Genomic DNA, 20,382 nt, shown 5'->3' with positions numbered 1-20,382 from the left:
AATAGTAATGAACTGCAATATATAATTTGATAAAATATAAGTATAAATATTGTTTTATTATATAAAAATGGTACTTATATTATTTGGTATATTTTATAAATAAAGTGAGGATGTTAATTATACATAAGGAGTGCAATATGGTTGAAAGTCAAAATATAGAATGGAAAGAATCTTGGCGTGATGAATATTTGAAGTGGATATGTGGTTTTGCAAACGCTAAAGGTGGGAAGCTATACATAGGAAAGAATGATCATGGTGATATAGTAGGTATAACTGAATCAAAAAAGTTATTGGAGGATATACCTAATAAAATCACACAGTCTCTGGGAATTGTAGTTGATGTAAACTTATTAACAGAAGGTGGGAAAGATTATATTGAAATAGTTGTTCTGGAATATTCTACAAGCATTTCATATAAAGGAGTTTACCATTATCGTAGTGGCAGTACGAAGCAGATACTGACCGGTCCGGCATTAGAAAGCTTTCTAAATGGGAAACATGGTGTAACATGGGATAGTATGCCTATACCTGCATTTACTATTAGAAATGTAGACGATTCTGTTATTACAAAATTTAAAGAATTGGCTGCTAAGAAAGGAAGAATTGATTCAAAGCTGTTAGAGGAGCCAAAAGAAATATTGTTGGAAAAGTTACATTTAACTTCAGGTGAATATCTTACAAATGCAGCCATGATGTTGTTTGCAAAAGATCCTGAACAATGGCAACTTGGTGCATATGTTAAGATTGGCTATTTTGAGTCTGATGCAGAACTAATATATCAAGATGAAGTTAGAGGCTCTTTGATTGAACTTGTTGATAAAATAATTGAAATTATATATTTAAAATATATGCGTGCCAAAATATCATATATTGGTATGCAGAGACAAGAAAGGTATTTTGTACCGGAGGCAGCCTTAAGAGAAACAATACTTAATGCATTATGCCATTCTCAATATAACTATGGTGTGCCAATACAGATAAGCATTTATGAAGATAAAATGTATATTGCTAACTGTGGTAGACTACCGGATAATTGGACAGTTGAAAATTTACTTGTAAAACATGCATCAAAGCCATTTAATCCTAATATTGCAAATGTATTTTATTTAGCCGGATTTATTGAGAGCTGGGGTAGGGGTATAGAAAAAATATGCGAGGTATGCAAAGATGAAGACCTGCCAATGCCGGAGTTTATTGTAAATCCGGGAGATATTATGGTTAAGTTCACATCAATGGAAGATAGAATTGTTCGAGTACAGGGAAAGGTGACTGAGAGGGTGACTGAGAGGGTGACTGATGGAGAGAAAGCAGTTCTTGATCTACTGGCGGTTGATCCCGGTTATACTTATGAAACAATGGCAAATATATTAAGTGTAAGTCGTAAAACAATATCTGAAAGAATAAAAAAATTAAAATTCAAAGGCATTTTGGTACGAATAGGCTCAGATACACAAGGCTATTGGAAAATATTATAATTAAATACAATATAAAAATGTAAATATTATCTGCAAGTAAGTTTGTATGGTCAACAAAAATGAAGATTAGATTGTATACTTTTAAAGTATAACATTATAAATTCTTCTTGCAATTTTTCAAAAAAGTATTATCATATATACAGCTAAACACATAGTTTATTGTGAATGATACACATTTTTAGGATAGGATGCTCAAAGACGAGTCTTGGGGTAATTCTATCCTTTTTCGTATCAAAGCTTGGTATAGTATAATAGAAAGGATTTGCCAGATTATTTAGCTGAAGGCCGGTGAGAAAATGATAAGAATAGGTATTTTAGGATATGGAAACCTTGGAAGAGGAATTGAAAGTGCTATAAAGCATACAAAAGATATGAAGCTTGTGGCGGTATTTACCAGGAGAGATCCTGCAAGTGTAGACATTCTTACAGATAATGCAAAAGTGGAAAGCATTGATAATATACTTGAATATCAAAACGAGATAGATGTTTTGATACTTTGTGGAGGAAGCGCCACTGATTTGCCAAAGCAGACACCTGAGTATGTAAAATATTTTAATGTGGTAGACAGCTTTGATACTCATGCAAATATACCCGAGCATTTTGCAAATGTAGACAATGCTGCAAAGGCAAGCAGTCATTTCGGGCTTATTTCTGTAGGTTGGGATCCGGGTATGTTTTCTCTTAACAGATTATATGCAAATGCAATACTTCCTACAGGAGGTGATTATACATTCTGGGGCAAAGGAGTAAGTCAGGGACATTCCGATGCAATCAGAAGAATAGACGGAGTAATTGATGCAAGACAGTATACAGTTCCTGTAGAGTCGGCGCTTGATGCGGCAAGAAGCGGTAAGAATCCGGAACTTACTACAAGACAAAAGCATACAAGAGAGTGTTATGTGGCTGTAAAAGAAGATGCAGATAAGGCAAAAATAGAAAATGAGATAAAGACAATGCCGAATTACTTTGCAGACTATGATACAACAGTACATTTTGTATCATTGGAAGAATTAAAGAAGAATCACTCAAAACTTCCACATGGAGGATTTGTAATCAGAACAGGTAAGACAGGTTGGGAAAATGAGCATAATCATGTGATTGAGTACAGCTTAAAGCTTGATTCAAATCCTGAGTTTACAGCTTCCGTAATAGTTGCATATTCAAGAGCTGCATATAGAATGCATAAGGAAGGTAAGATAGGAGCACATACTGTATTTGATATTGCACCGGCATATCTTCTTGATATGTCAGCTGATGAAATGCGTGCACATTTATTATAAAAATATAGATACAAAAGGGCTGTTTTTCAGCTCTTTTTTATTGTGAAAAACAATGTTAAAAGATATTTACTGTAATGTGGCTAATTTTAAATAATTGTATGGTATGTGGTATAATCATATTAATATAAAAATAATAGTGAACTTATATTTTTATAATAGCTGTATAATTATTTACAGGAGGGCTGTATGGAGGAATTATTGAGAAAATATATAATAAAAAATTACAGATATTTTATTGCTATATGTGTTGTCTATTACTTATGTCCAATACTTATGCTATTAGGGAATGATGTTATAGTACTAATGAGTTTATCAATAAAATATATACCTGTTGTGGTCTTAATAACATCCATTATATTTGCGTCTAAGAATAATTTTCACCTGTACTTTTCTTGTATAACGGCAATATTATGGATTCCGGTTTTAATTATAAAATTTGACTTTATAATTATCATGATAATACTTTTTATTATAAGTCTGACAGGTCAGCTTTTGGGTATGATAATACATAAATTTTTAAACAGATAAAATGATTGGTTAAACATTGGCTAAAAATATAAATTAAATAATTATTATATAAAAATACATAGTATTATAGTATTTATTTGATACAATGAGAGCAATAACAATAATGTATTCGAGGAGGTACTGTGATGGATTATTTAAGAAAATATTTTTGCTTTATTATTATCGCCATTGTATATTATTTATTGCCGGCTTTTTGTATAGTTGATACCGGAAGCGGTATGTTTGTTTTATTTTTGATACTTCCTGTTTTTACATTTTTTACAGCAGTATTTTTCACATTAATTAATGGATTTAAATGGTATTATTCTTTTATTGTAGCGGCATTATGGCTCCCAAATATTATTATTCTGAACGGATCTGCAGCAATTTATGCTGTTATCTTCTTTGTACTAAGTCTTGTCGGTCAGCTGACAGCATTTGCTATGTCCAAAATTTTGCTTAGACGATAGTTGTTTTATTTTGAAAACTTAAAGATTGTATAAAGCATAGAGTTACCGTTTTAAATGATGGTATAATTTTTTGATAATATATAAACCGCTATGGAGAGAGTATGGAAGAATTTTTGAAAAAAAGTCTGGTACAAAAGTATAAGTATACTATTGTAATAGTTGTAGTATATTATATATTGCCTATTTTTGTTTATTTATTGCCTGTAAGACATCCGTCAGATAGTATGATATATGCATTGTATTTGTGGTGTATTATTATACCATTGGTTATATTTATTTCTTCAATAATATTTGCAATATATAATGGTCTGCAATGGTATTTTTCATTGCGAGTAGCTGTTTTATGGCTGCTGTATATGGTCGTTTTCGGGGCTCAATCACTTGCATTTGGCGGTGTATATTTTGTGATAAGCTTAGTCGGGCAGTGCATAGGAGCATGGTTTAAAGATAAAAAAATAGTATTATAGTATTTAAAACACCCTCCATTATAGTCTTTTTAGTAAAGAGCATATTTTAGAGGGTGTTTTACTTTAAATTTTCTTTTTTATTATAAAAAATATAAGACTGAGTAAAATAATTATAATGCCTATAAGAAAATTCAAATGGACTTTTCTCTTGCCGGTATCAGGGGTTTTATTGACAATATTATTTACTTCAGCTTGAGTGGAGATGACGGACTCTTTAATTTCAACTATCTTAGACTCTGAGTTTGTAAAGCTTCCGTTATGAATGTATTCTGCCATTCTCTCAGCCATATAAGAGTCATCTTTGATAACTAAAGTATCGATTTCAGTGCCGTCAACTTCAAGTATCCAAGGAGAAATACCTCCGGTACTGTCGTAGGATACGAGGTATAGTCTGCCGATTTTTAAAGTGTCCGAATAATTAATATCATTAGCACTGCATAAAACCACATCCTCGCTGTTTTGGTTAAAATTCCCTTTTATACTTGTTTTTTGAATAAAGGTAAAATCGGTATTGCTTTTTGCTTTTAATTCTCCGATATAGACGGTAGCAGTCGAAGAGTTTAAAAGTCCCTCAGGAATATCCCCGGCATAGATATTTATCGGAATAACTGTAAAGATAAACAATAAAAACAAGAAAAATAATTTACGATAAATAATATCAATCACCCCTTTCAAAATTATGTTGTAAAGAAATTATACTATATATAAGCGGATGTGAGAATACATATTTCTTCTTAATACAGGGCATCCTTACATATCATAAAAATGGGTAAAAAAAGTATGATTCCTACAAAAAGCACTACATACTCCAATCTCATATTATATACGGTATGCTTAACTTCATTTCGGTTTAAATATTTTAAGAGAAAGAAATTGATTCCCGTAATAATAATATGGAACAACAAAAGGGCAATATACTGCTGTTTTTCAGCCTTAAAAAGGTAGGGACTGAGTTTACTTAAAATAACCAATCCGCCAAAATAATCCGCCACAACAATAATAATTCCATATCCTTTAAAACTCATCATTTTTCATCCTCCAAATCTTTATAAACCCGCTTTCTTTCATCAAAAAGCCATAATTGTACGGGAATTATAATACAATAATCGTTTCCCAAATAAATTTTATTATACTACCTTTAAGTCTTTTTATACAGTCGAATATCTATTAAAACATTGAGGGAGGGAAGAGAATATAACATCCTTTATAAGATTTTTTCATTGACATTGCCCGGCTATTTTGTTATTATTTTGAGGTAGTAACGCCTATACATGAGATATGGATACTCCAACCTTACCTTATGTATACGGTAAGATTTTTTTCAAAGGAGAAAGCAAATGATTACAAAAGAGAAAAAGACAGCTATCATGGAAGAGTATGCAAGAAAAACAGGAGACACAGGTTCACCTGAAGTTCAGATAGCAGTTCTTACAGCAAGAATCACAGAGTTGACAGAGCATTTAAAGGCAAATCCTAAGGATCACCACTCAAGAAGAGGTCTTTTGAAGATGGTAGGTAGGAGAAGAAATCTTTTACAGTATCTTAAGAATAAGGATCTTGAGGGTTATCGTGCACTTATAGAGAAGCTTGGACTTAGAAAGTAATAAAAAGTCTTTAGTTTTAAGGATTTCGTTCAAGGAAAATTCTTTGAAAGCCTTGCGTGATTATCGTATCATTGGTGGAGAGTTTTTCTCCACCTTTTTTAGGATATTGGAGCAAGAAGTTATTCTATGTGACCAAATATGTTCTAACATATTATTATAATTTATTGATGGCTTGTAGCCGAAGCTAGTGATAAGCACTAAAATTTTATTTTAGTTTTTATCACTAGTTCATATTTTTATGTTTCAAGAAGGTTTCTTCTCGAATATCGGCAAGCCAAAAGGAGATGAAATGAGTAAGGAATTTAAAAGTTATTCAATGGAACTCGCAGGTCGTACTCTCAGAGTTGATATTGGCAGAGTGGCTGCGCAGGCAAATGGTGCCGCATTGATGCATTATGGTGAAACAACGGTTTTATCTACAGCTACCGCATCAGATAAACCAAGAGAAGGAATTGATTTTTTCCCTCTTTCAGTAGAGTATGAAGAGAAAATGTATGCGGTAGGTAAGATGCCCGGTGGATACAATAAGAGAGAAGGAAAGGCAAGCGAAAATGCAATACTTACATCAAGAGTAATTGACAGACCTATGCGACCGCTTTTCCCGAAGGATTACAGAAATGATGTTACATTAAACAATCTTGTAATGTCTGTTGATCCTGATTGTTCACCCGAGCTTACAGCTATGCTCGGTTCTGCTATAGCAACTGCAATATCCGATATTCCCTTTGACGGTCCATGTGCTACAACACAGGTCGGTATGGTGGGCGGATTCTTTGTGGTGAACCCTAATGAGGAACAGATGGCTGTATCAGATCTTAAGCTTACTGTAGCTTCTACCAGAGATAAAGTAATAATGATTGAAGCCGGTGCAAATGAGATACCTGATGAGAAGATGATCGAGGCTATATATAAGGCTGATTCGGTAAACAAGGAAATTATTGGATTTATCGATAAGATTGTTGCGGAAGTAGGTAAGGAAAAGCATGCCTATACAGCATTTAGTATTCCTGAGGAACTTACTGCCGCTATTAAGGAGATAGTACCTCCACAGGAAATGGAAGTAGCCGTTTTTACAGATGAGAAGCAGGTAAGAGAAGAGAATATAAAGGCTATTACACAAAGACTTGAAGAAGCTTTTGCAGATAAGGAAGAATGGCTTCCTATACTCGGAGAGGCTATATATCAGTATCAGAAAAAGACTGTAAGAAAGATGATTTTAAAAGATCAAAAAAGACCTGACGGCAGAGCTATGAATCAGATTCGTACACTTGCCGCTGAGACTGATATTATCCCGAGAGTGCATGGTTCTGCAATGTTTACAAGAGGACAGACTCAAATCTGTAATATAGTTACACTTGCACCTTTATCGGAGGCTCAAAAGATTGACGGACTCAATCTTTTAGAAACAACAAAAAGATATATTCACCAGTACAACTTCCCTTCATATTCAGTAGGTGAGACCAGACCTTCAAGAGGACCGGGAAGAAGAGAAATCGGTCATGGTGCTTTGGCTGAGCGTGCGCTTATTCCTGTACTTCCTACGCCTGAGGAATTCCCATATGCTATAAGATCCGTATCTGAGACTTTTGAATCAAACGGTTCTACATCTATGGCATCTACCTGCTCTTCATGTATGGCGCTTATGGCTGCAGGTGTTCCTATAAAGAGAATGGTGGCAGGTATATCCTGCGGTCTTGTAACGGGAGATAGTGATGATGACTATGTTCTTCTTACAGATATTCAAGGCCTTGAAGATTTCTTTGGAGATATGGACTTTAAGGTAACAGGAACAGATATGGGTATCACTGCAATACAGATGGATATAAAGATTCACGGACTTACTCAGGATATTGTAAAGGGTGCTATTGCAAAATGTCATGAAGCAAGAGATTTTATCTTAAATACATGTATGAGACCTTGTATATCAGAGCCTAGAAAAGAAATAAGCAAGTATGCGCCTAAGATTGCACAGATACAGATAAACCCTTCTAAGATCGGTGATGTTGTAGGTAAGCAGGGTAAGACTATAAATAAGATAATTGAAGATACCGGAGTAAAGATTGATATAAGCGAAGAAGGTCTGGTATCGGTAGCAGGTACTGATCAGGCAATGATTGATAAGGCTATTGATATTATCAGAGGTATTACAATAGAAATCGAAGCCGGAATGATTATGAGAGGAACCGTGGTTCGTATGCTGGAGTTTGGTGCATTTGTTGAATTGGCTCCGGGTAAGGACGGTATGGTTCATATCTCAAAACTTTCGGATAAGAGAGTTGAGAAGGTGGAAGATGTTGTCAAAGTAGGTAATGAAGTTACTGTAAAGGTAATAAAGGTTGACCCTATGAAGGGAAGAATTGATTTATCTATGAAAACTTCAGACCTGATCTAAAGTATTTTTGATTTAAAATATTCTTTGCAGAGAAAGGTGGGACTATGGAAGAGAACATAAAAGAAGTATTATTTGATCTTGTATCAAGAAAACAGTTCCGACAATTAAAAGATGAACTCTGCGATATGAATGAGTTTGATATTGCTTCATTTTTGGAAGAACTGGATTCTGAAAAGCAAATAATTATATTTAGAATGCTTCCTAAAGAACTGGCAAGTGATGTGTTTGCCTGTTTGGAGATAGAGACACAGAGTCATATTATTAACAGTATTACAGATAAAGAGCTGGCATATATAATTGAAGAATTGTATGTAGATGATGCCGTAGATATGCTTGAGGAGCTTCCGGCAACAGTTGTAAAAAGGGTTTTGCAAAATGCCGCTCCCAGCACAAGATTACAGATAAATGAATTTTTGAAATACCCTGAAAATTCGGCAGGATCTATAATGACTGCCGAATATATAGGGTTAAAGAAAAATATGACTGTAGAAGAGGCATTTGCCTATATCAGAAAGCATGGATATGATAAGGAAACTATATATACCTGCTATGTAATGGATGCAAAGCGAATGCTTGAGGGTGTGGTAACTGTTAAAGAGCTTTTGATGAATGACTATGAAGTCAAAATCGAAGATATCATGGATACCAATGTCATAAAGGCTGTTACTACTGATGATAAGGAAGAGATTGCCGATTTATTCAATAAATACGATTTATTATCATTACCTGTAGTTGACCATGAAAACAGGCTTGTAGGTATTGTTACCATTGATGATGCTGTGGATGTTATGGAAGAAGAGGCCACAGAGGACTTTGAGAAGATGGCTGCTATGCTTCCGTCTGAGAAGCCTTACTTAAAAACAAGTGTATTGGAGCTTGCAAAGAACAGAATTACATGGCTTTTGGTGCTTATGATAAGTTCAATGCTGACAGGTGGAATACTTACAAGATATGAGGATGCATTCAAAGTAATGCCTTTGCTCGTTTCGTTTGTTCCTATGCTTACAGATACCGGAGGCAATGCAGGTTCACAGTCATCTACTATGATCATCCGTGGTATGACGATAGGTGAAGTAGCAAGTTCGGATATATTTAAAGTTATATGGAAAGAGGCAAGAGTATCCGTTGTTGTAGGTTTAATACTTGGACTTGTAAACTTTATAAGACTTGTTATTCAGTATCCGGGACAGCCTCTTGTAGCGCTTACAGTTGTTTTGGCATTGTTTGCTACAGTGTTTTTGGCCAAGGTCATAGGTGGAATACTTCCTATACTTGCAAAAAGACTTAAGCTTGATCCGGCTATTATGGCTGCACCGCTCATTACTACTATAGTTGATGCGGTGTCACTGGTTATTTATTTCCAGATTGCGGTAGAGCTTTTGCATATCAAATAATTATGAATTTTTTCTTAGGCTAAACACTAAAAAGTTTAGCCTTTTTTCATTCTTTATACACTTATTTATGATAAAATATCTGTATAAAGATAAGAAGGACTTTGAGTAATGAATATATATGGCAACTATGAAAAATATCTTGAAATGATTTTAGAAAGCTTTTCAAAAGATGTATATGCACTCAATGAGGAGCATAAGAACAAAACCGGATATAAGCTTTTTGAGCATTTTATATCAAGAATCAAGACTAATGAGAGTATGATAGAAAAATGCGAAAGAAAGGATTTGGAGCCTACCACATACAATGCATTAAAAGAAATAAAAGATGCAATAGGTGTAAGAATCGTATGCGGATTCGTTGATGATATATATACTCTTGTAAATATGTTTAAAAAGATGAAAAACATTAAGGTGGTTGAAGAAAAGGACTATATACTTAATGTAAAGCCTAACGGTTATCGTTCTTATCATATAATACTTGAGATTATTACAGAGTATCCCGATTGTGAAAACAATGATATGGGAAGGTACTATATTGAGATTCAATTAAGGACTATTGCCATGGATTCGTGGGCATCTCTTGAGCATCAGATGAAGTATAAAAAAAATATAAGTAATCATGAGAGGATTACAAAGGAACTCAAAAGATGTGCGGATGAATTGGCATCCTGTGACTTAAATATGCAAACAATAAGGAATTTAATAGAGGAGTCGGATAGCAATGAGAATATTATTAGCTGAAGATGAAGTTGGTCTATCAAGGGCATATGCTACTGCATTCAGAATGCAGGGATATGAGGTTGTGCAGGCGTTTGATGGAGAAAGAGCTCTTGAGCTTGCAAGCAGTGAAATATTTGATTTGATGATTTTTGATATAATGATGCCTAAGATGACAGGTCTTGAGGTGTTAAAGAAAATAAGAGATGCGGGTAATAGCACATATATAATTATTCTTACCGCAATGAGCGAGCTAAATAATAAGATAGAAGGGCTTGACCTCGGTGCGGATGAATATCTTACAAAGCCTATTGATCTTGGTGAGTTACTTGCCAGGATTCGTTCACTGGAAAGAAGAATAGATAAAAACTTTAATGAGAATATACTGACCTTTGGCAGTGTAAAATTAAATGTCGCAGAGCAGGAATTATCAGCCAAGAATTCCATTATTCTGGCAGGTAAAGAGACCAAGCTTATGGAAGTTCTTATGTTAAATAAGAATAAAAAGCTCTCAACGGATTATATTTACAATCATGTATGGTCAAAGGATGAGGACTCGGATGCCGGATATGTCTGGATATATATATCCTATCTGAAACAAAAGTTAAAGGCAATCAATGCGAATATAGAGATTATGGGAGAAGAGAATTGTGAATTCGAATTAGTTGAGGTGTAATTTGTTTAGGAAGCTGCGTATACAATTTATTTTAGTTGCTACTGTGGCGGTATGTCTTATGCTCATTTCCGTCATAGTTGTTTTGAATACTTCAAAATATGCAACTTCAGAAAAAAGAATAAATAAAATACTGGATTTATTATCGGAAAATAATGGAGTACTTCCCGAAGAAGAAGTAATAGAAAAAATACTGGGTAAGAAAACAAATCCGGATATTGTATTTCAATACCGCTATTTTAGTGCCGAGGTGGATGAAAGTAATAAGGTAATCACTATGAACACCGAGCATATAGCTACATTATCGGAAACTGATGTGATTTTTTATGTAAAAAAGATTCTCTCGGGAGGTAAGACTTATGGAAGTTTTGCAACTACAGACGGTCAAAAATTTGCATATAAATTTAATTTTAATGACAGTGACGGCAGTAAGCTTATTGTAGTACTTGATATCACAAGATATTCGGAAGACAGGGCTGATTTGATTGAAACTTCGGTATTTATTTTCTTTTCAAATCTGGTATTTTTTATAATAATATTTGTTATATTCTCCGGTAAGGTTATGATGCCTTTCATGGAAAATTATAGAAATCAGAGAGCGTTTATAACAAATGCAAGCCATGAATTAAAGACTCCCATAGCCATTATCTCTGCAAATAATGATCTTGGAGAAATGATAAACGGAGAAAACGAATGGACTCAGAGCACCAGAGAGCAGATACAGCGTTTGACGGAGCTTATAAACAGGCTTGTGGTACTTGCAAGATTTGAAGAGCAGACAAATGTTGTTACTGCTAATATCAACTTTTCAGATATTGTGGACAAAGCTTCGAAATCTTTTAAATCTCTGGCTCTAAAAGGTGGAAAACATTTTGAATCGAATATTCAAAGCAATATATATATATCAGGAGATGAAAGTGCCGTATATGAACTGGTAAATATACTTATAGATAATGCAAACAAATACTGTGATGACGGAGGCACTATAGGTGTAAGGCTTTCACAGCAGGGATTGACCTTTAAAAAGGCTAAGATGGTTGTATATAATACATACAAAGAAGGTAAAAACATAGATTATTCAAAATTTTTTGAAAGGTTTTACAGAGAAGATCAGTCACATAACAGCAGTATTTCAGGATATGGTGTAGGGCTGTCCATTGCAAGAAATATTGTAAACAGACATAAGGGTAAGATTCATATATCGTATAAGAATAATATAATTTATTTTAATATCTATTTTAATATAGCGGCAAATAGCGAAGAAAAATAAAATAATCTATTGACAATTACTAAGTTCTTTGATATCCTAGGCAAGGTAAAACGACCGTAGACAGTAGGTGCCTTTGGCTTAAAGCAATGCCTACCGAGGAAGTGACTAAGTACGTTAATGTATTCTCACTCTCTGTCTTGCGGCAGGGAGTTTTTATGTATGGATTTACACTTATTGCTTTTACGGGTTTTACTGAAACTATAAAGGAGGTTAGAAATGGCAAAAATCGAATTAAAACAGCCTATAGTTAAGGAAATTACCGAGCTTTTAGATGGCGCACAGGCAGCTGTAGTCGTTGACTACCGTGGTCTTACTGCTGAACAGGATACAAAGCTTCGTAAGGAACTTAGAGAAGCAGGTGTAACTTATAAGGTTTATAAGAACACAATGATTCGTATAGCTGCTAAGGGCACTCCATTTGAGACATTGTACAGCTCACTTGAGGGACCTACAGCAATTGCAGTTTCAAAAGAAGATGCAACTGCACCGGCTAGAATACTTTACAATTTCTCTAAGACTGCTCCAAAGCTTGAGTTAAAAGCGGGAGTTGTAGACGGTGTAACATATGATCAGGACGGTATTAAGGTTATAGCTACAATACCATCAAGAGACGAGTTGATTGGAAGACTTCTTGGAAGCATTCAGTCACCTATTACAAACTTCGCTCGTGTGCTTAATCAGATTGCTGAGAGCAAGGAAGCGTAAATAAAACAAATATTGGAGGATTATTAAATGGCAAAGTTAACAACTGCAGAGTTTATCGATGCAATTAAGGAATTATCAGTTCTTGAATTAAATGAGCTTGTAAAGGCTTGTGAGGAAGAGTTTGGAGTATCAGCAGCAGCAGGCGTTGTAGTTGCAGCAGCAGGTGCAGGCGCAGCAGCAGCTGAGGAGAAGACAGAGTTTGATGTAGAGCTTACAGCAGCAGGTGACCAGAAGGTTAAGGTTATCAAGGTTGTTCGTGAGGTTACAGGACTTGGACTTAAGGAAGCAAAGGATCTTGTTGACGGAGCTCCTAAGGTTCTTAAGGCAGAGGTTTCTAAGGATGAGGCTGAGGCTATCAAGAAGCAGCTTGAGGAAGTTGGAGCACAGGTTACTCTTAAGTAATTTTATAAAATTTGGGCGGTTGCATTGCAGCCGCTTTTTTATTTACCTTTATAATTTATAAAACTAAAAAGCTTAGAGTATATTCTTATATAATTTCCAACAAAATATATTATATGATATAATATAGCCCGATATAAATAGTGGAAAGGAATATATATTATATGATAATGTTAAAAAATGTCAGATTATTGGATCCTTGTACAAGGACTGATGATATAAGAGATATACTGATTTCTGAGGGAAGAATAAGAAAAATAGATAAAGACCTGTACTTGGATGCCACCCTCATGGCAAGGGCGAATGGTGAAAGACTTAAGGTCTATGACTGCAGCGGTCTTTGTGCGGCTCCTGGATTTGTAGATGTTCATGTGCATCTTAGAGAGCCGGGATTTGAATATAAAGAAGATATAGCAAGCGGAGCGAGAGCTGCAGCCAAGGGAGGATTTACCACTATTGTAGCAATGGCAAATACAAAGCCGCCTATTGATACGGCTGAAACTGTATTTGAGGTATTAAAGAAGGGAAGAAACACTCCAATCAATGTTAAAACATGTGCCTGCATCACAAAGGGAATGAAGGGTGAAGAACTGGCTGATTTAAAGGAGCTTAGAGAAGCCGGAGCTGTAGGATTTACCGATGACGGCAGACCTCTTTTAGATGAGAATCTTGCAAGAGAAGCTATGAAGGTTGCAAGAAATATAAAGATGCCGCTTTCATTCCATGAGGAGGATCCGAAGTTTATCAAAGAAAACGGTATAAATCACGGAGTTTCATCTGAAGAAATGAAAATTTACGGATCCGACAGACAGGCTGAGATATCCATGGTGGCAAGAGATTGCAAGCTTGCCAAAGAAACCGGTGCAACCATAAGCATTCAACATATAAGCGCAAAGGAAAGTGTGGAGCTTGTAAGAAAGGCAAAAAAAGCGGGACTTCGGGTATTTGCAGAGGCTACCCCACATCATTTCTCACTTATAGATAAGGATGTAATAAAGTACGGAACATTGGCAAAAATGAATCCGCCTTTAAGAGAAGAGGCTGACAGGATGGCAATTATTGAGGGTTTGAAGGATGGAACAATTGATATTATTGCTACAGATCATGCACCTCACAGTATAGAAGAAAAAAATAAAGATTTTGTAGATGCACCAAGCGGTATAATCGGACTTGAAACCAGCTTTTCACTTGGCTATATGAACCTTGTAAAACCGGGGCATTTATCACTTCTTGAACTTATTAACAGAATGAGCTATCAGCCTGCAAGACTTTATAATATGGACAGAGGTATTCTAAGAGAGGATGAAATAGCGGATATTGTAGTTTTTGATATAAATAAAGAATGGAAGTATGATAAGAGCGAGAGCAAATCAAGCAATTCACCCTGGCTTGGCTCTACATTGCAGGGAAAGATAGTATATACTATTTGTCAGGGCAATGTTGTTTATGAGAATGTGGATTAAATTCCGATATAAGGAGATTATATGAAGGATAATAACTGTGCTTATTGTATGCAGGGGGATTTGTTATTAAAGTTCGGATATCCGGTCGGTAAGATGGAGAGCGGATATTTATATATCTTTAAAGAGCAGACGAAGATGGGAAGAGTTATATTTGCATACAAGGACCATGTAAGCGAAATTGTAGATATTTCCGATGAAGAAAGAAATCAATTTTTCTTTGATGTAAACAGTATATCAAAGGCTCTGCATAAAATTTTTTCGCCAAGTAAGATAAATTACGGGATGTATGGAGATACGGGATGTCATCTTCATATACATCTCGTTCCAAAATATGAGGGTGGTGATGAATGGGGATTCACATTTACTATGAATCCTGACAAAAAATATTTGGCGGATAGTGAATATGAAGCTATGGCAAAGATTCTTAGGAGAGAATTGAATATTAAAGAATAAATTTATACAACGAGAAACAGCAGCCGAAAGGCTGCTGTTTCCCTGTTAGAGTGATATAGGAGTGCATAATGCACATTTTGTAGTGAGAGGTCAACGCAAGAAAACTCTCAACTACGAGTCATATAATAACATAAACCCGCGATATATGCAATAGGTAAGAAGTTAATATTTCATGAACTTTAAGTAACAAGAGCTACATAAATAAAAGTTAAATATTAAATTATTTGTACAATTCAACTTGTTAAAGCAAAAAGTGAAACATATATTCAAATTTTAGTATAAAGATAATGAATAAAATAAATGATAATGATAAATAAATATAATATAAATTTACAGTTTAAGTCTTTTAGTATTCAAAATGGTTTTATTATGTATACTAAAAGTGTAAAATATTGTTTTTAGAACGGTATTGTGTTATACTACCACTATAACATTTATAACTTGCTTGAAGTAAGGATTCACCTTTTTATTAAAAGTGAATTTGAAAAACATAAATTTGACAAATTTTTATTTTGGAGTGTAAGTATGGATGTAATCATAGATTTTCATAGTGAAGAGGCTATATATGTACAGCTTTGCAATCAGATAATCGTAGGGATTGCAACAAATAAATATCATGAAGGTGATATGTTGCCGTCGGTACGACAGTTGGCTGAAGAAATAGGCATCAATATGCATACCGTAAACAAAGCCTATGCTACTTTAAAGAGAGAAGGCTTTGTACAGCTTGACAGAAGAAAAGGCGCAGTGATAAAGATAGATGCAGATAAACTTAGGGTATTAAACAGTATGAGAAAAGAGTTTGGCGTAGTAGTGGCAAGAGGTATATGCAATGGTGTCAGCAGAAGCGAAGCACATGAACTTATAGATGAACTGTATAATGAGTTTGAAGTATAGGAATTTGAGGAGATATAATAACAAAGATGTTATGTGAAAAATGTAAAATTAGGGAAGCAAATGTCTTTTACACTGAGATAATAGATGGTGATCAAAAAAATGAACATCATTTATGTACTGTATGTGCCAGAGAGTTTGACCAATATTCAAGTATATTTGATAAAGACTTCAGCTTTTCAAAATTATTGTCAGGAATATTGGGGGATGTATTTGAAAAGGAAAACAATGAGTATAAGCAGATAATATGTCCCACATGCAGTACCAGCTATGATGATTTTATAAAAAATTCCATGTTTGGTTGCAAGGACTGCTTTGAAGTGTTTAATTTACTTATAAATGATAATATAAAGCAGATTCATGGCAATGATACACATATAGGTAAGATTCCCAAAAATCATCATAAGAATGACAAGATGCTCCCAAGATCATTGGTCACAGATAGTATTGATACTATTTTTTCAAAAGAGGACCAAAAGATTGAGAACCTTAAGCATAGGCTTGAGGATGCCATCAGGAAAGAAGATTTTGTTCAGGCTGCCCTACTTAGAGACAGAATAAAGACTATCAAAGAGGATAATGAAGATGTGGTATGATAATGTATCCTTAACGACGGATTATAATTATGTATGCAGCAGGATAAGGCTTGCAAGAAACTTTGACAATGCATTGTTTCCAAATAAGCTCTCCGACAGTGAAGCCAAGAAGCTTATTGACAATACATTGAATGAATTATCAAATATTTCTACCGATTTGGGTATCAATACAAATGCAAATATACTTGACAGAGTTTCTGAAATAGAAAGGATGTCAATGTATGACAGAAAAATACTGAATCTGACATTGGCAAAGAAAAAGACACCCACAGGTATTATATTAAATGACAGTGAAGATATCAGTATAGTTATAAATGGTGATGACCATATACGCTTGCAGACATTTTCAGTAGGTATATCACTGTATTATTTATCTGAAAAAGCAAACAGAATAGATGACTATATAAACGGACATTTTGATTATGCGTTTAATGATAAGTACGGATATTTAACTACCTACCCCACAAATATAGGAACGGGGATGCGTGCAGCCGTAATACTTCATCTGCCGGCATCCACACAAAGTAAGGGCTTTTCAAAGCTTGTATCAGGTGTGGGGAGGTTTGGAGTATCTGTAAGAGGGTTACATGGTGAAGGCAAGGAGAATTTCGGAGCATTGTTTGAAATCAGTAATCCGAAGACTCTGGGTATTTCCGAGAAGGAGATAATTGATACAATTACAAAAGTTGCCAATCAGTTAAATACAAATGAGAGGAAACTCAGAGAATCATTTCTAATCGAAAAAAGATTGGAGAAGCAGGATGAAGCATATAAATCCTTCGGAGTTTTAAAATATGCAAGAAAATTATCCTTAAAGGATGCACTGAGCTTTATAAGTTCGCTTATGATGGGAAGTGCTGACGGACTTATAAAACTGACTAATCAGAATAAATTATATTCGCTGATGATAGGCTCACAGGCATCAAATCTTTTAAAAATGACGGGAAGACCGCTAAATGAAGATGAGATAGACGAAATAAGAGCGGAGTACATAAGGGAAAATATAGGGGAATTACAATAGAAAGGAAAACGAATGGCTGAAAGATATACATCCCAGGCAAAAGAAGCTATTAAGTATGCCGAGATGGCTGCTAAAGAATTATCGCAAAACTATGTCGGCACTGAACATCTCCTTCTTGGACTTGTTCAGGAGGGAAGCGGTGTTGCCGCAAAAATACTTGAAAATAACGGAATAACGGAAGAGAAAATCTTAAATTTAATAGATCAGCTTATAGTATCAAATTATAATGTGGCAATAGAGAGTAAGCAAAATTATTCTCCTCTTGCAATAGGTGTGCTTCAAAACGCCTATAGGGAGGCTACAAGATATAAGTCCGCTCTTATAGGTACGGAGCATATACTTATAGCTATAATAAAGGACAGTGCATGCATTGCACATAAGCTTCTTTTGACCATGAATATAAATATTCAAAGAATATATATGGAAATCTTATCCGCAATGGGAGAGGAAACCGAGAGAAAGGAAAACTATGAAAAGACAAGCAATAAATCCGCCTCTTTATCCACTCCTACACTTGATAAGTATTCCAGAGATTTAACAGAATTTGCAAGAATAGGTAAACTGGATCCTGTTATAGGCAGGGATAATGAAACCAATAGGGTTATGCAGATTTTATCAAGAAGAACCAAGAACAATCCTGTACTTATAGGAGAACCGGGAGTCGGAAAAACCGCAGTAGTTGAGGGACTCGCTTCTCGTATTATTTCAAAGGAGGTTCCGGATACATTACTTGATAAAAGACTGGTGACTCTTGACCTTCCTGCAATGATTGCAGGTTCAAAATACCGTGGAGAGTTTGAAGAAAGAATCAAAAAAGTAATAAATGAGGTGGTAAGTGCCGGAAATGTATTACTTTTCCTGGATGAACTCCATACAATCATCGGTGCAGGCGGTGCCGAGGGTGCTGTAGATGCATCAAATATATTAAAACCTTTGCTTGCAAGAGGAGAGTTGCAGCTTATAGGTGCAACTACCATAGATGAATACAGAAAGCATATAGAAAAGGATTCGGCACTTGAGAGAAGATTCCAGCCTATAATAGTGGAAGAGCCTTCTTTAGAGGATGCTACAAAGATACTTATGGGACTTAAGCATAAGTATGAGGAGCATCATGCTGTATCTATTACCGACAGGGCTATAGAGAGTGCGGTTAAGCTTTCAAAAAGATATATTTCAGACAGATTTTTACCTGATAAGGCTATCGACCTTGTGGATGAGGCTGCTTCAAAAACAAGGATAAGCAATTATATGGAGCCTGAAAAGATTAAGGAAATCAAGGCTGAAATAGAAAAAATGGAAAAAGAAAAAGAAGATGCGGTAGGCGCTGAAGAATTTGAAAAAGCAGGTGAGATAAAGGAAAAGCAGGAAAAACTCAGAGAAAAACAAAATAAACTGCGTGAAAAATGGATTGAGGATAAGAAGAATAAAAAACTTATCGTGGATGAAGATGAGATAGCGGATGTTGTTGCTCTTTGGACAAAGATTCCTGTAAAAAAGATTACCGAAAATGACTCTCAAAGACTGAATAATCTTGAAAAGGTATTACATGAGAGAGTTGTAGGGCAGGAAGAGGCTGTAAATGCCGTTGCAAGAGCTATAAGAAGAGGTAGAGTCGGACTTAAAGATCCTAAAAGACCTATTGGCTCATTCTTATTCTTGGGACCTACAGGTGTAGGTAAGACTGAACTTTCAAAGGCACTTGCCTATAGTATGTTCGGCTCTGAAAATGCTCTTATTCGTGTTGATATGAGTGAATATATGGAGAAACATTCTGTTTCCAAGATGGTCGGCTCACCTCCGGGATATGTAGGATATGATGAGGGTGGACAGCTTTCTGAAAAGGTCAGAAGAAACCCTTATTCCGTGATACTTTTTGATGAGATTGAAAAGGCACATCCTGATGTATTTAATATCCTTTTACAGGTACTTGATGACGGGCATATCACTGATTCAAGCGGTAGAACGGTTGATTTTAAAAACACCGTAATTATCCTTACTTCAAATGCCGGAGCACAGAGAATAGTTGAACCTAAGCAGCTTGGATTTGCTTCAAACTCCGATAATGAAAAGGACTATTCGGTTATGAAGACCAATGTTATGGATGAAGTTAAACAGATGTTTAAACCTGAGTTTTTAAACAGAATTGACGAGACCATAGTATTCCACCAGCTTACTCGTGAAAATCTTAAGGAAATTCTTGATATATTGCTTAAGGAAATCAATAACAGACTTCTGGAACAAATGCAGATGAGCTTAAAGCTTACAGAAAAAGCCAAAGAGTTCCTTATTGATAAGGGCTATGATAAAAAGTACGGTGCCAGACCTTTAAAGAGAGCTCTGCAAAATGAGATAGAGGATAAGATGGCTGAAGAGATACTTGCAGGAAATGTAAAGCAGGGTGACAGCCTAAAGGTGGATTGTAAGGGTGAGGATAAAGAAAGAGAACTTATCTTTAAACCTGTAGTAAAGAAAACCAAAACTAAAGAACTTATAACACAGTAACTATTTTAACCGGTTGATATTTGCAAAGCATATATCAGCCGGTTTTTTAAAATAAAATATAAAAATTCAAAAATATAAATATAAATATCCCAAATATATG

General features: G+C 35.1%; 21 protein-coding genes and 1 other annotated feature. Of the genes, 19 read left to right on the top strand and 2 right to left on the bottom strand.

All coding sequences use genetic code 11. From position 1 onward, the window contains the following. The first annotated feature begins 137 nt into the window (after positions 1–137). From J4O15_RS11555 to J4O15_RS11535, 5 genes are all read left to right on the top strand, one after another. Entirely contained in the window at positions 138–1,475 is a 1,338-nt protein-coding gene (locus tag J4O15_RS11555) for an ATP-binding protein (protein ID WP_208100880.1), read from the top strand. A gap of 296 nt (positions 1,476–1,771) precedes the next feature. Next, on the top strand, positions 1,772–2,755 hold the full coding sequence (locus tag J4O15_RS11550) for a diaminopimelate dehydrogenase (RefSeq protein WP_208100879.1): 984 nt from the start codon (positions 1,772–1,774) through the stop codon (positions 2,753–2,755). A gap of 186 nt (positions 2,756–2,941) precedes the next feature. After that, the gene (locus tag J4O15_RS11545; protein ID WP_208100878.1) at positions 2,942–3,283 is read left to right on the top strand and encodes a hypothetical protein; all 342 of its coding nucleotides are present in this window, start codon (positions 2,942–2,944) and stop codon (positions 3,281–3,283) included. A gap of 125 nt (positions 3,284–3,408) precedes the next feature. After that, positions 3,409–3,732 (top strand): hypothetical protein, encoded by a 324-nt coding sequence (locus J4O15_RS11540; protein ID WP_208100877.1) that lies wholly within the window; start codon positions 3,409–3,411, stop codon positions 3,730–3,732. A gap of 101 nt (positions 3,733–3,833) precedes the next feature. Further along, on the top strand, positions 3,834–4,199 hold the full coding sequence (locus J4O15_RS11535) for a hypothetical protein (RefSeq protein ID WP_208100876.1): 366 nt from the start codon (positions 3,834–3,836) through the stop codon (positions 4,197–4,199). Between the two features lie 63 nt (positions 4,200–4,262). Here J4O15_RS11535 and J4O15_RS11530 read toward each other — a convergent pair whose 3' ends face one another. Further along, positions 4,263–4,832, bottom strand: coding sequence for a hypothetical protein (locus J4O15_RS11530; RefSeq protein WP_040457514.1), 570 nt, complete (start codon positions 4,830–4,832; stop codon positions 4,263–4,265). Between the two features lie 101 nt (positions 4,833–4,933). Next, complete coding sequence (locus J4O15_RS11525) at positions 4,934–5,227, bottom strand: hypothetical protein (RefSeq protein ID WP_208100875.1); 294 nt, start codon at positions 5,225–5,227, stop codon at positions 4,934–4,936. 309 nt (positions 5,228–5,536) lie between these two features. Here J4O15_RS11525 and rpsO point away from each other — a divergent pair, with 309 nt between their 5' ends. The 14 genes from rpsO to J4O15_RS11455 all read left to right on the top strand — a co-directional run bounded on the left by rpsO (position 5,537) and on the right by J4O15_RS11455 (position 20,282). Next, the gene (gene rpsO / locus J4O15_RS11520) at positions 5,537–5,803 is read left to right on the top strand and encodes a 30S ribosomal protein S15 (RefSeq protein ID WP_208100874.1); all 267 of its coding nucleotides are present in this window, start codon (positions 5,537–5,539) and stop codon (positions 5,801–5,803) included. Positions 5,804–6,092: 289 nt separating this feature from the next. Then, complete coding sequence (locus J4O15_RS11515; RefSeq protein WP_208100873.1) at positions 6,093–8,195, top strand: polyribonucleotide nucleotidyltransferase; 2,103 nt, start codon at positions 6,093–6,095, stop codon at positions 8,193–8,195. 44 nt (positions 8,196–8,239) lie between these two features. Further along, the gene (gene mgtE / locus J4O15_RS11510; RefSeq protein ID WP_009218722.1) at positions 8,240–9,589 is read left to right on the top strand and encodes a magnesium transporter; all 1,350 of its coding nucleotides are present in this window, start codon (positions 8,240–8,242) and stop codon (positions 9,587–9,589) included. A 108-nt stretch (positions 9,590–9,697) separates the two neighbouring features. Further along, positions 9,698–10,330, top strand: a complete 633-nt coding sequence (locus tag J4O15_RS11505; protein WP_009218721.1) for a GTP pyrophosphokinase — start codon at positions 9,698–9,700, stop codon at positions 10,328–10,330. Continuing rightward, positions 10,311–10,982, top strand: a complete 672-nt coding sequence (locus J4O15_RS11500) for a response regulator transcription factor (protein ID WP_208100872.1) — start codon at positions 10,311–10,313, stop codon at positions 10,980–10,982. Before J4O15_RS11505 ends, J4O15_RS11500 begins: the two co-directional genes overlap by 20 nt. A 1-nt stretch (position 10,983) precedes the next feature. Further along, positions 10,984–12,249 (top strand): sensor histidine kinase, encoded by a 1,266-nt coding sequence (locus tag J4O15_RS11495; RefSeq protein ID WP_208100871.1) that lies wholly within the window; start codon positions 10,984–10,986, stop codon positions 12,247–12,249. 36 nt (positions 12,250–12,285) lie between these two features. Next, positions 12,286–12,415, top strand: a sequence feature (ribosomal protein L10 leader region). A 50-nt stretch (positions 12,416–12,465) separates the two neighbouring features. Then, positions 12,466–12,954 (top strand): 50S ribosomal protein L10, encoded by a 489-nt coding sequence (gene rplJ / locus J4O15_RS11490; protein WP_208100870.1) that lies wholly within the window; start codon positions 12,466–12,468, stop codon positions 12,952–12,954. A 27-nt stretch (positions 12,955–12,981) separates the two neighbouring features. Further along, complete coding sequence (rplL, locus tag J4O15_RS11485; protein ID WP_009218717.1) at positions 12,982–13,356, top strand: 50S ribosomal protein L7/L12; 375 nt, start codon at positions 12,982–12,984, stop codon at positions 13,354–13,356. Between the two features lie 161 nt (positions 13,357–13,517). Beyond that, positions 13,518–14,816, top strand: coding sequence for a dihydroorotase (locus J4O15_RS11480; protein ID WP_009218716.1), 1,299 nt, complete (start codon positions 13,518–13,520; stop codon positions 14,814–14,816). Positions 14,817–14,837: 21 nt separating this feature from the next. Then, on the top strand, positions 14,838–15,269 hold the full coding sequence (locus J4O15_RS11475; RefSeq protein WP_009218715.1) for an HIT family protein: 432 nt from the start codon (positions 14,838–14,840) through the stop codon (positions 15,267–15,269). A gap of 525 nt (positions 15,270–15,794) precedes the next feature. Beyond that, positions 15,795–16,166 carry a GntR family transcriptional regulator gene (locus tag J4O15_RS11470; protein ID WP_009218714.1) on the top strand — a complete coding sequence of 124 codons (372 nt, stop codon included), beginning with the start codon at positions 15,795–15,797 and terminating at the stop codon, positions 16,164–16,166. Positions 16,167–16,192: 26 nt separating this feature from the next. Then, positions 16,193–16,759 (top strand): UvrB/UvrC motif-containing protein, encoded by a 567-nt coding sequence (locus J4O15_RS11465; RefSeq protein ID WP_009218713.1) that lies wholly within the window; start codon positions 16,193–16,195, stop codon positions 16,757–16,759. Continuing rightward, positions 16,749–17,780: an ATP--guanido phosphotransferase gene (locus J4O15_RS11460; protein ID WP_009218712.1), complete on the top strand. Its 1,032-nt coding sequence runs from the start codon at positions 16,749–16,751 to the stop codon at positions 17,778–17,780. Before J4O15_RS11465 ends, J4O15_RS11460 begins: the two co-directional genes overlap by 11 nt. 12 nt (positions 17,781–17,792) lie before the next feature. Then, a complete protein-coding gene (locus tag J4O15_RS11455) occupies positions 17,793–20,282 on the top strand; it encodes an ATP-dependent Clp protease ATP-binding subunit (RefSeq protein ID WP_009218711.1) in 2,490 nt (829 codons plus the stop codon). Positions 20,283–20,382 lie beyond the last annotated feature (100 nt).

Origin of the sequence: Lachnoanaerobaculum sp. Marseille-Q4761, from assembly GCF_017565785.1 — a bacterium.
In the GTDB taxonomy this organism is placed as follows: domain Bacteria; phylum Bacillota; class Clostridia; order Lachnospirales; family Lachnospiraceae; genus Lachnoanaerobaculum.
Note: the sequence above shows the minus strand (reverse complement) of the source record. Positions and strands in the feature narration are given on the sequence as shown.

What these genes read in the sequence shown, in the direction of transcription:
- J4O15_RS11555 (WP_208100880.1), top strand. Translation starts at nt 138, where the DNA reads ATGGTTGAAAGTCAAAATATAGAATGGAAAGAATCTTGGCGTGATGAA.
- J4O15_RS11550 (WP_208100879.1), top strand. Translation starts at nt 1,772, where the DNA reads ATGATAAGAATAGGTATTTTAGGATATGGAAACCTTGGAAGAGGAATT.
- J4O15_RS11545 (WP_208100878.1), top strand. Translation starts at nt 2,942, where the DNA reads ATGGAGGAATTATTGAGAAAATATATAATAAAAAATTACAGATATTTT.
- J4O15_RS11540 (WP_208100877.1), top strand. Translation starts at nt 3,409, where the DNA reads ATGGATTATTTAAGAAAATATTTTTGCTTTATTATTATCGCCATTGTA.
- J4O15_RS11535 (WP_208100876.1), top strand. Translation starts at nt 3,834, where the DNA reads ATGGAAGAATTTTTGAAAAAAAGTCTGGTACAAAAGTATAAGTATACT.
- J4O15_RS11525 (WP_208100875.1), bottom strand. Translation starts at nt 5,227, where the DNA reads ATGATGAGTTTTAAAGGATATGGAATTATTATTGTTGTGGCGGATTAT.
- rpsO (WP_208100874.1), top strand. Translation starts at nt 5,537, where the DNA reads ATGATTACAAAAGAGAAAAAGACAGCTATCATGGAAGAGTATGCAAGA.
- J4O15_RS11515 (WP_208100873.1), top strand. Translation starts at nt 6,093, where the DNA reads ATGAGTAAGGAATTTAAAAGTTATTCAATGGAACTCGCAGGTCGTACT.
- mgtE (WP_009218722.1), top strand. Translation starts at nt 8,240, where the DNA reads ATGGAAGAGAACATAAAAGAAGTATTATTTGATCTTGTATCAAGAAAA.
- J4O15_RS11505 (WP_009218721.1), top strand. Translation starts at nt 9,698, where the DNA reads ATGAATATATATGGCAACTATGAAAAATATCTTGAAATGATTTTAGAA.
- J4O15_RS11500 (WP_208100872.1), top strand. Translation starts at nt 10,311, where the DNA reads ATGAGAATATTATTAGCTGAAGATGAAGTTGGTCTATCAAGGGCATAT.
- rplJ (WP_208100870.1), top strand. Translation starts at nt 12,466, where the DNA reads ATGGCAAAAATCGAATTAAAACAGCCTATAGTTAAGGAAATTACCGAG.
- rplL (WP_009218717.1), top strand. Translation starts at nt 12,982, where the DNA reads ATGGCAAAGTTAACAACTGCAGAGTTTATCGATGCAATTAAGGAATTA.
- J4O15_RS11480 (WP_009218716.1), top strand. Translation starts at nt 13,518, where the DNA reads ATGATAATGTTAAAAAATGTCAGATTATTGGATCCTTGTACAAGGACT.
- J4O15_RS11475 (WP_009218715.1), top strand. Translation starts at nt 14,838, where the DNA reads ATGAAGGATAATAACTGTGCTTATTGTATGCAGGGGGATTTGTTATTA.
- J4O15_RS11470 (WP_009218714.1), top strand. Translation starts at nt 15,795, where the DNA reads ATGGATGTAATCATAGATTTTCATAGTGAAGAGGCTATATATGTACAG.
- J4O15_RS11465 (WP_009218713.1), top strand. Translation starts at nt 16,193, where the DNA reads ATGTTATGTGAAAAATGTAAAATTAGGGAAGCAAATGTCTTTTACACT.
- J4O15_RS11460 (WP_009218712.1), top strand. Translation starts at nt 16,749, where the DNA reads ATGTGGTATGATAATGTATCCTTAACGACGGATTATAATTATGTATGC.
- J4O15_RS11455 (WP_009218711.1), top strand. Translation starts at nt 17,793, where the DNA reads ATGGCTGAAAGATATACATCCCAGGCAAAAGAAGCTATTAAGTATGCC.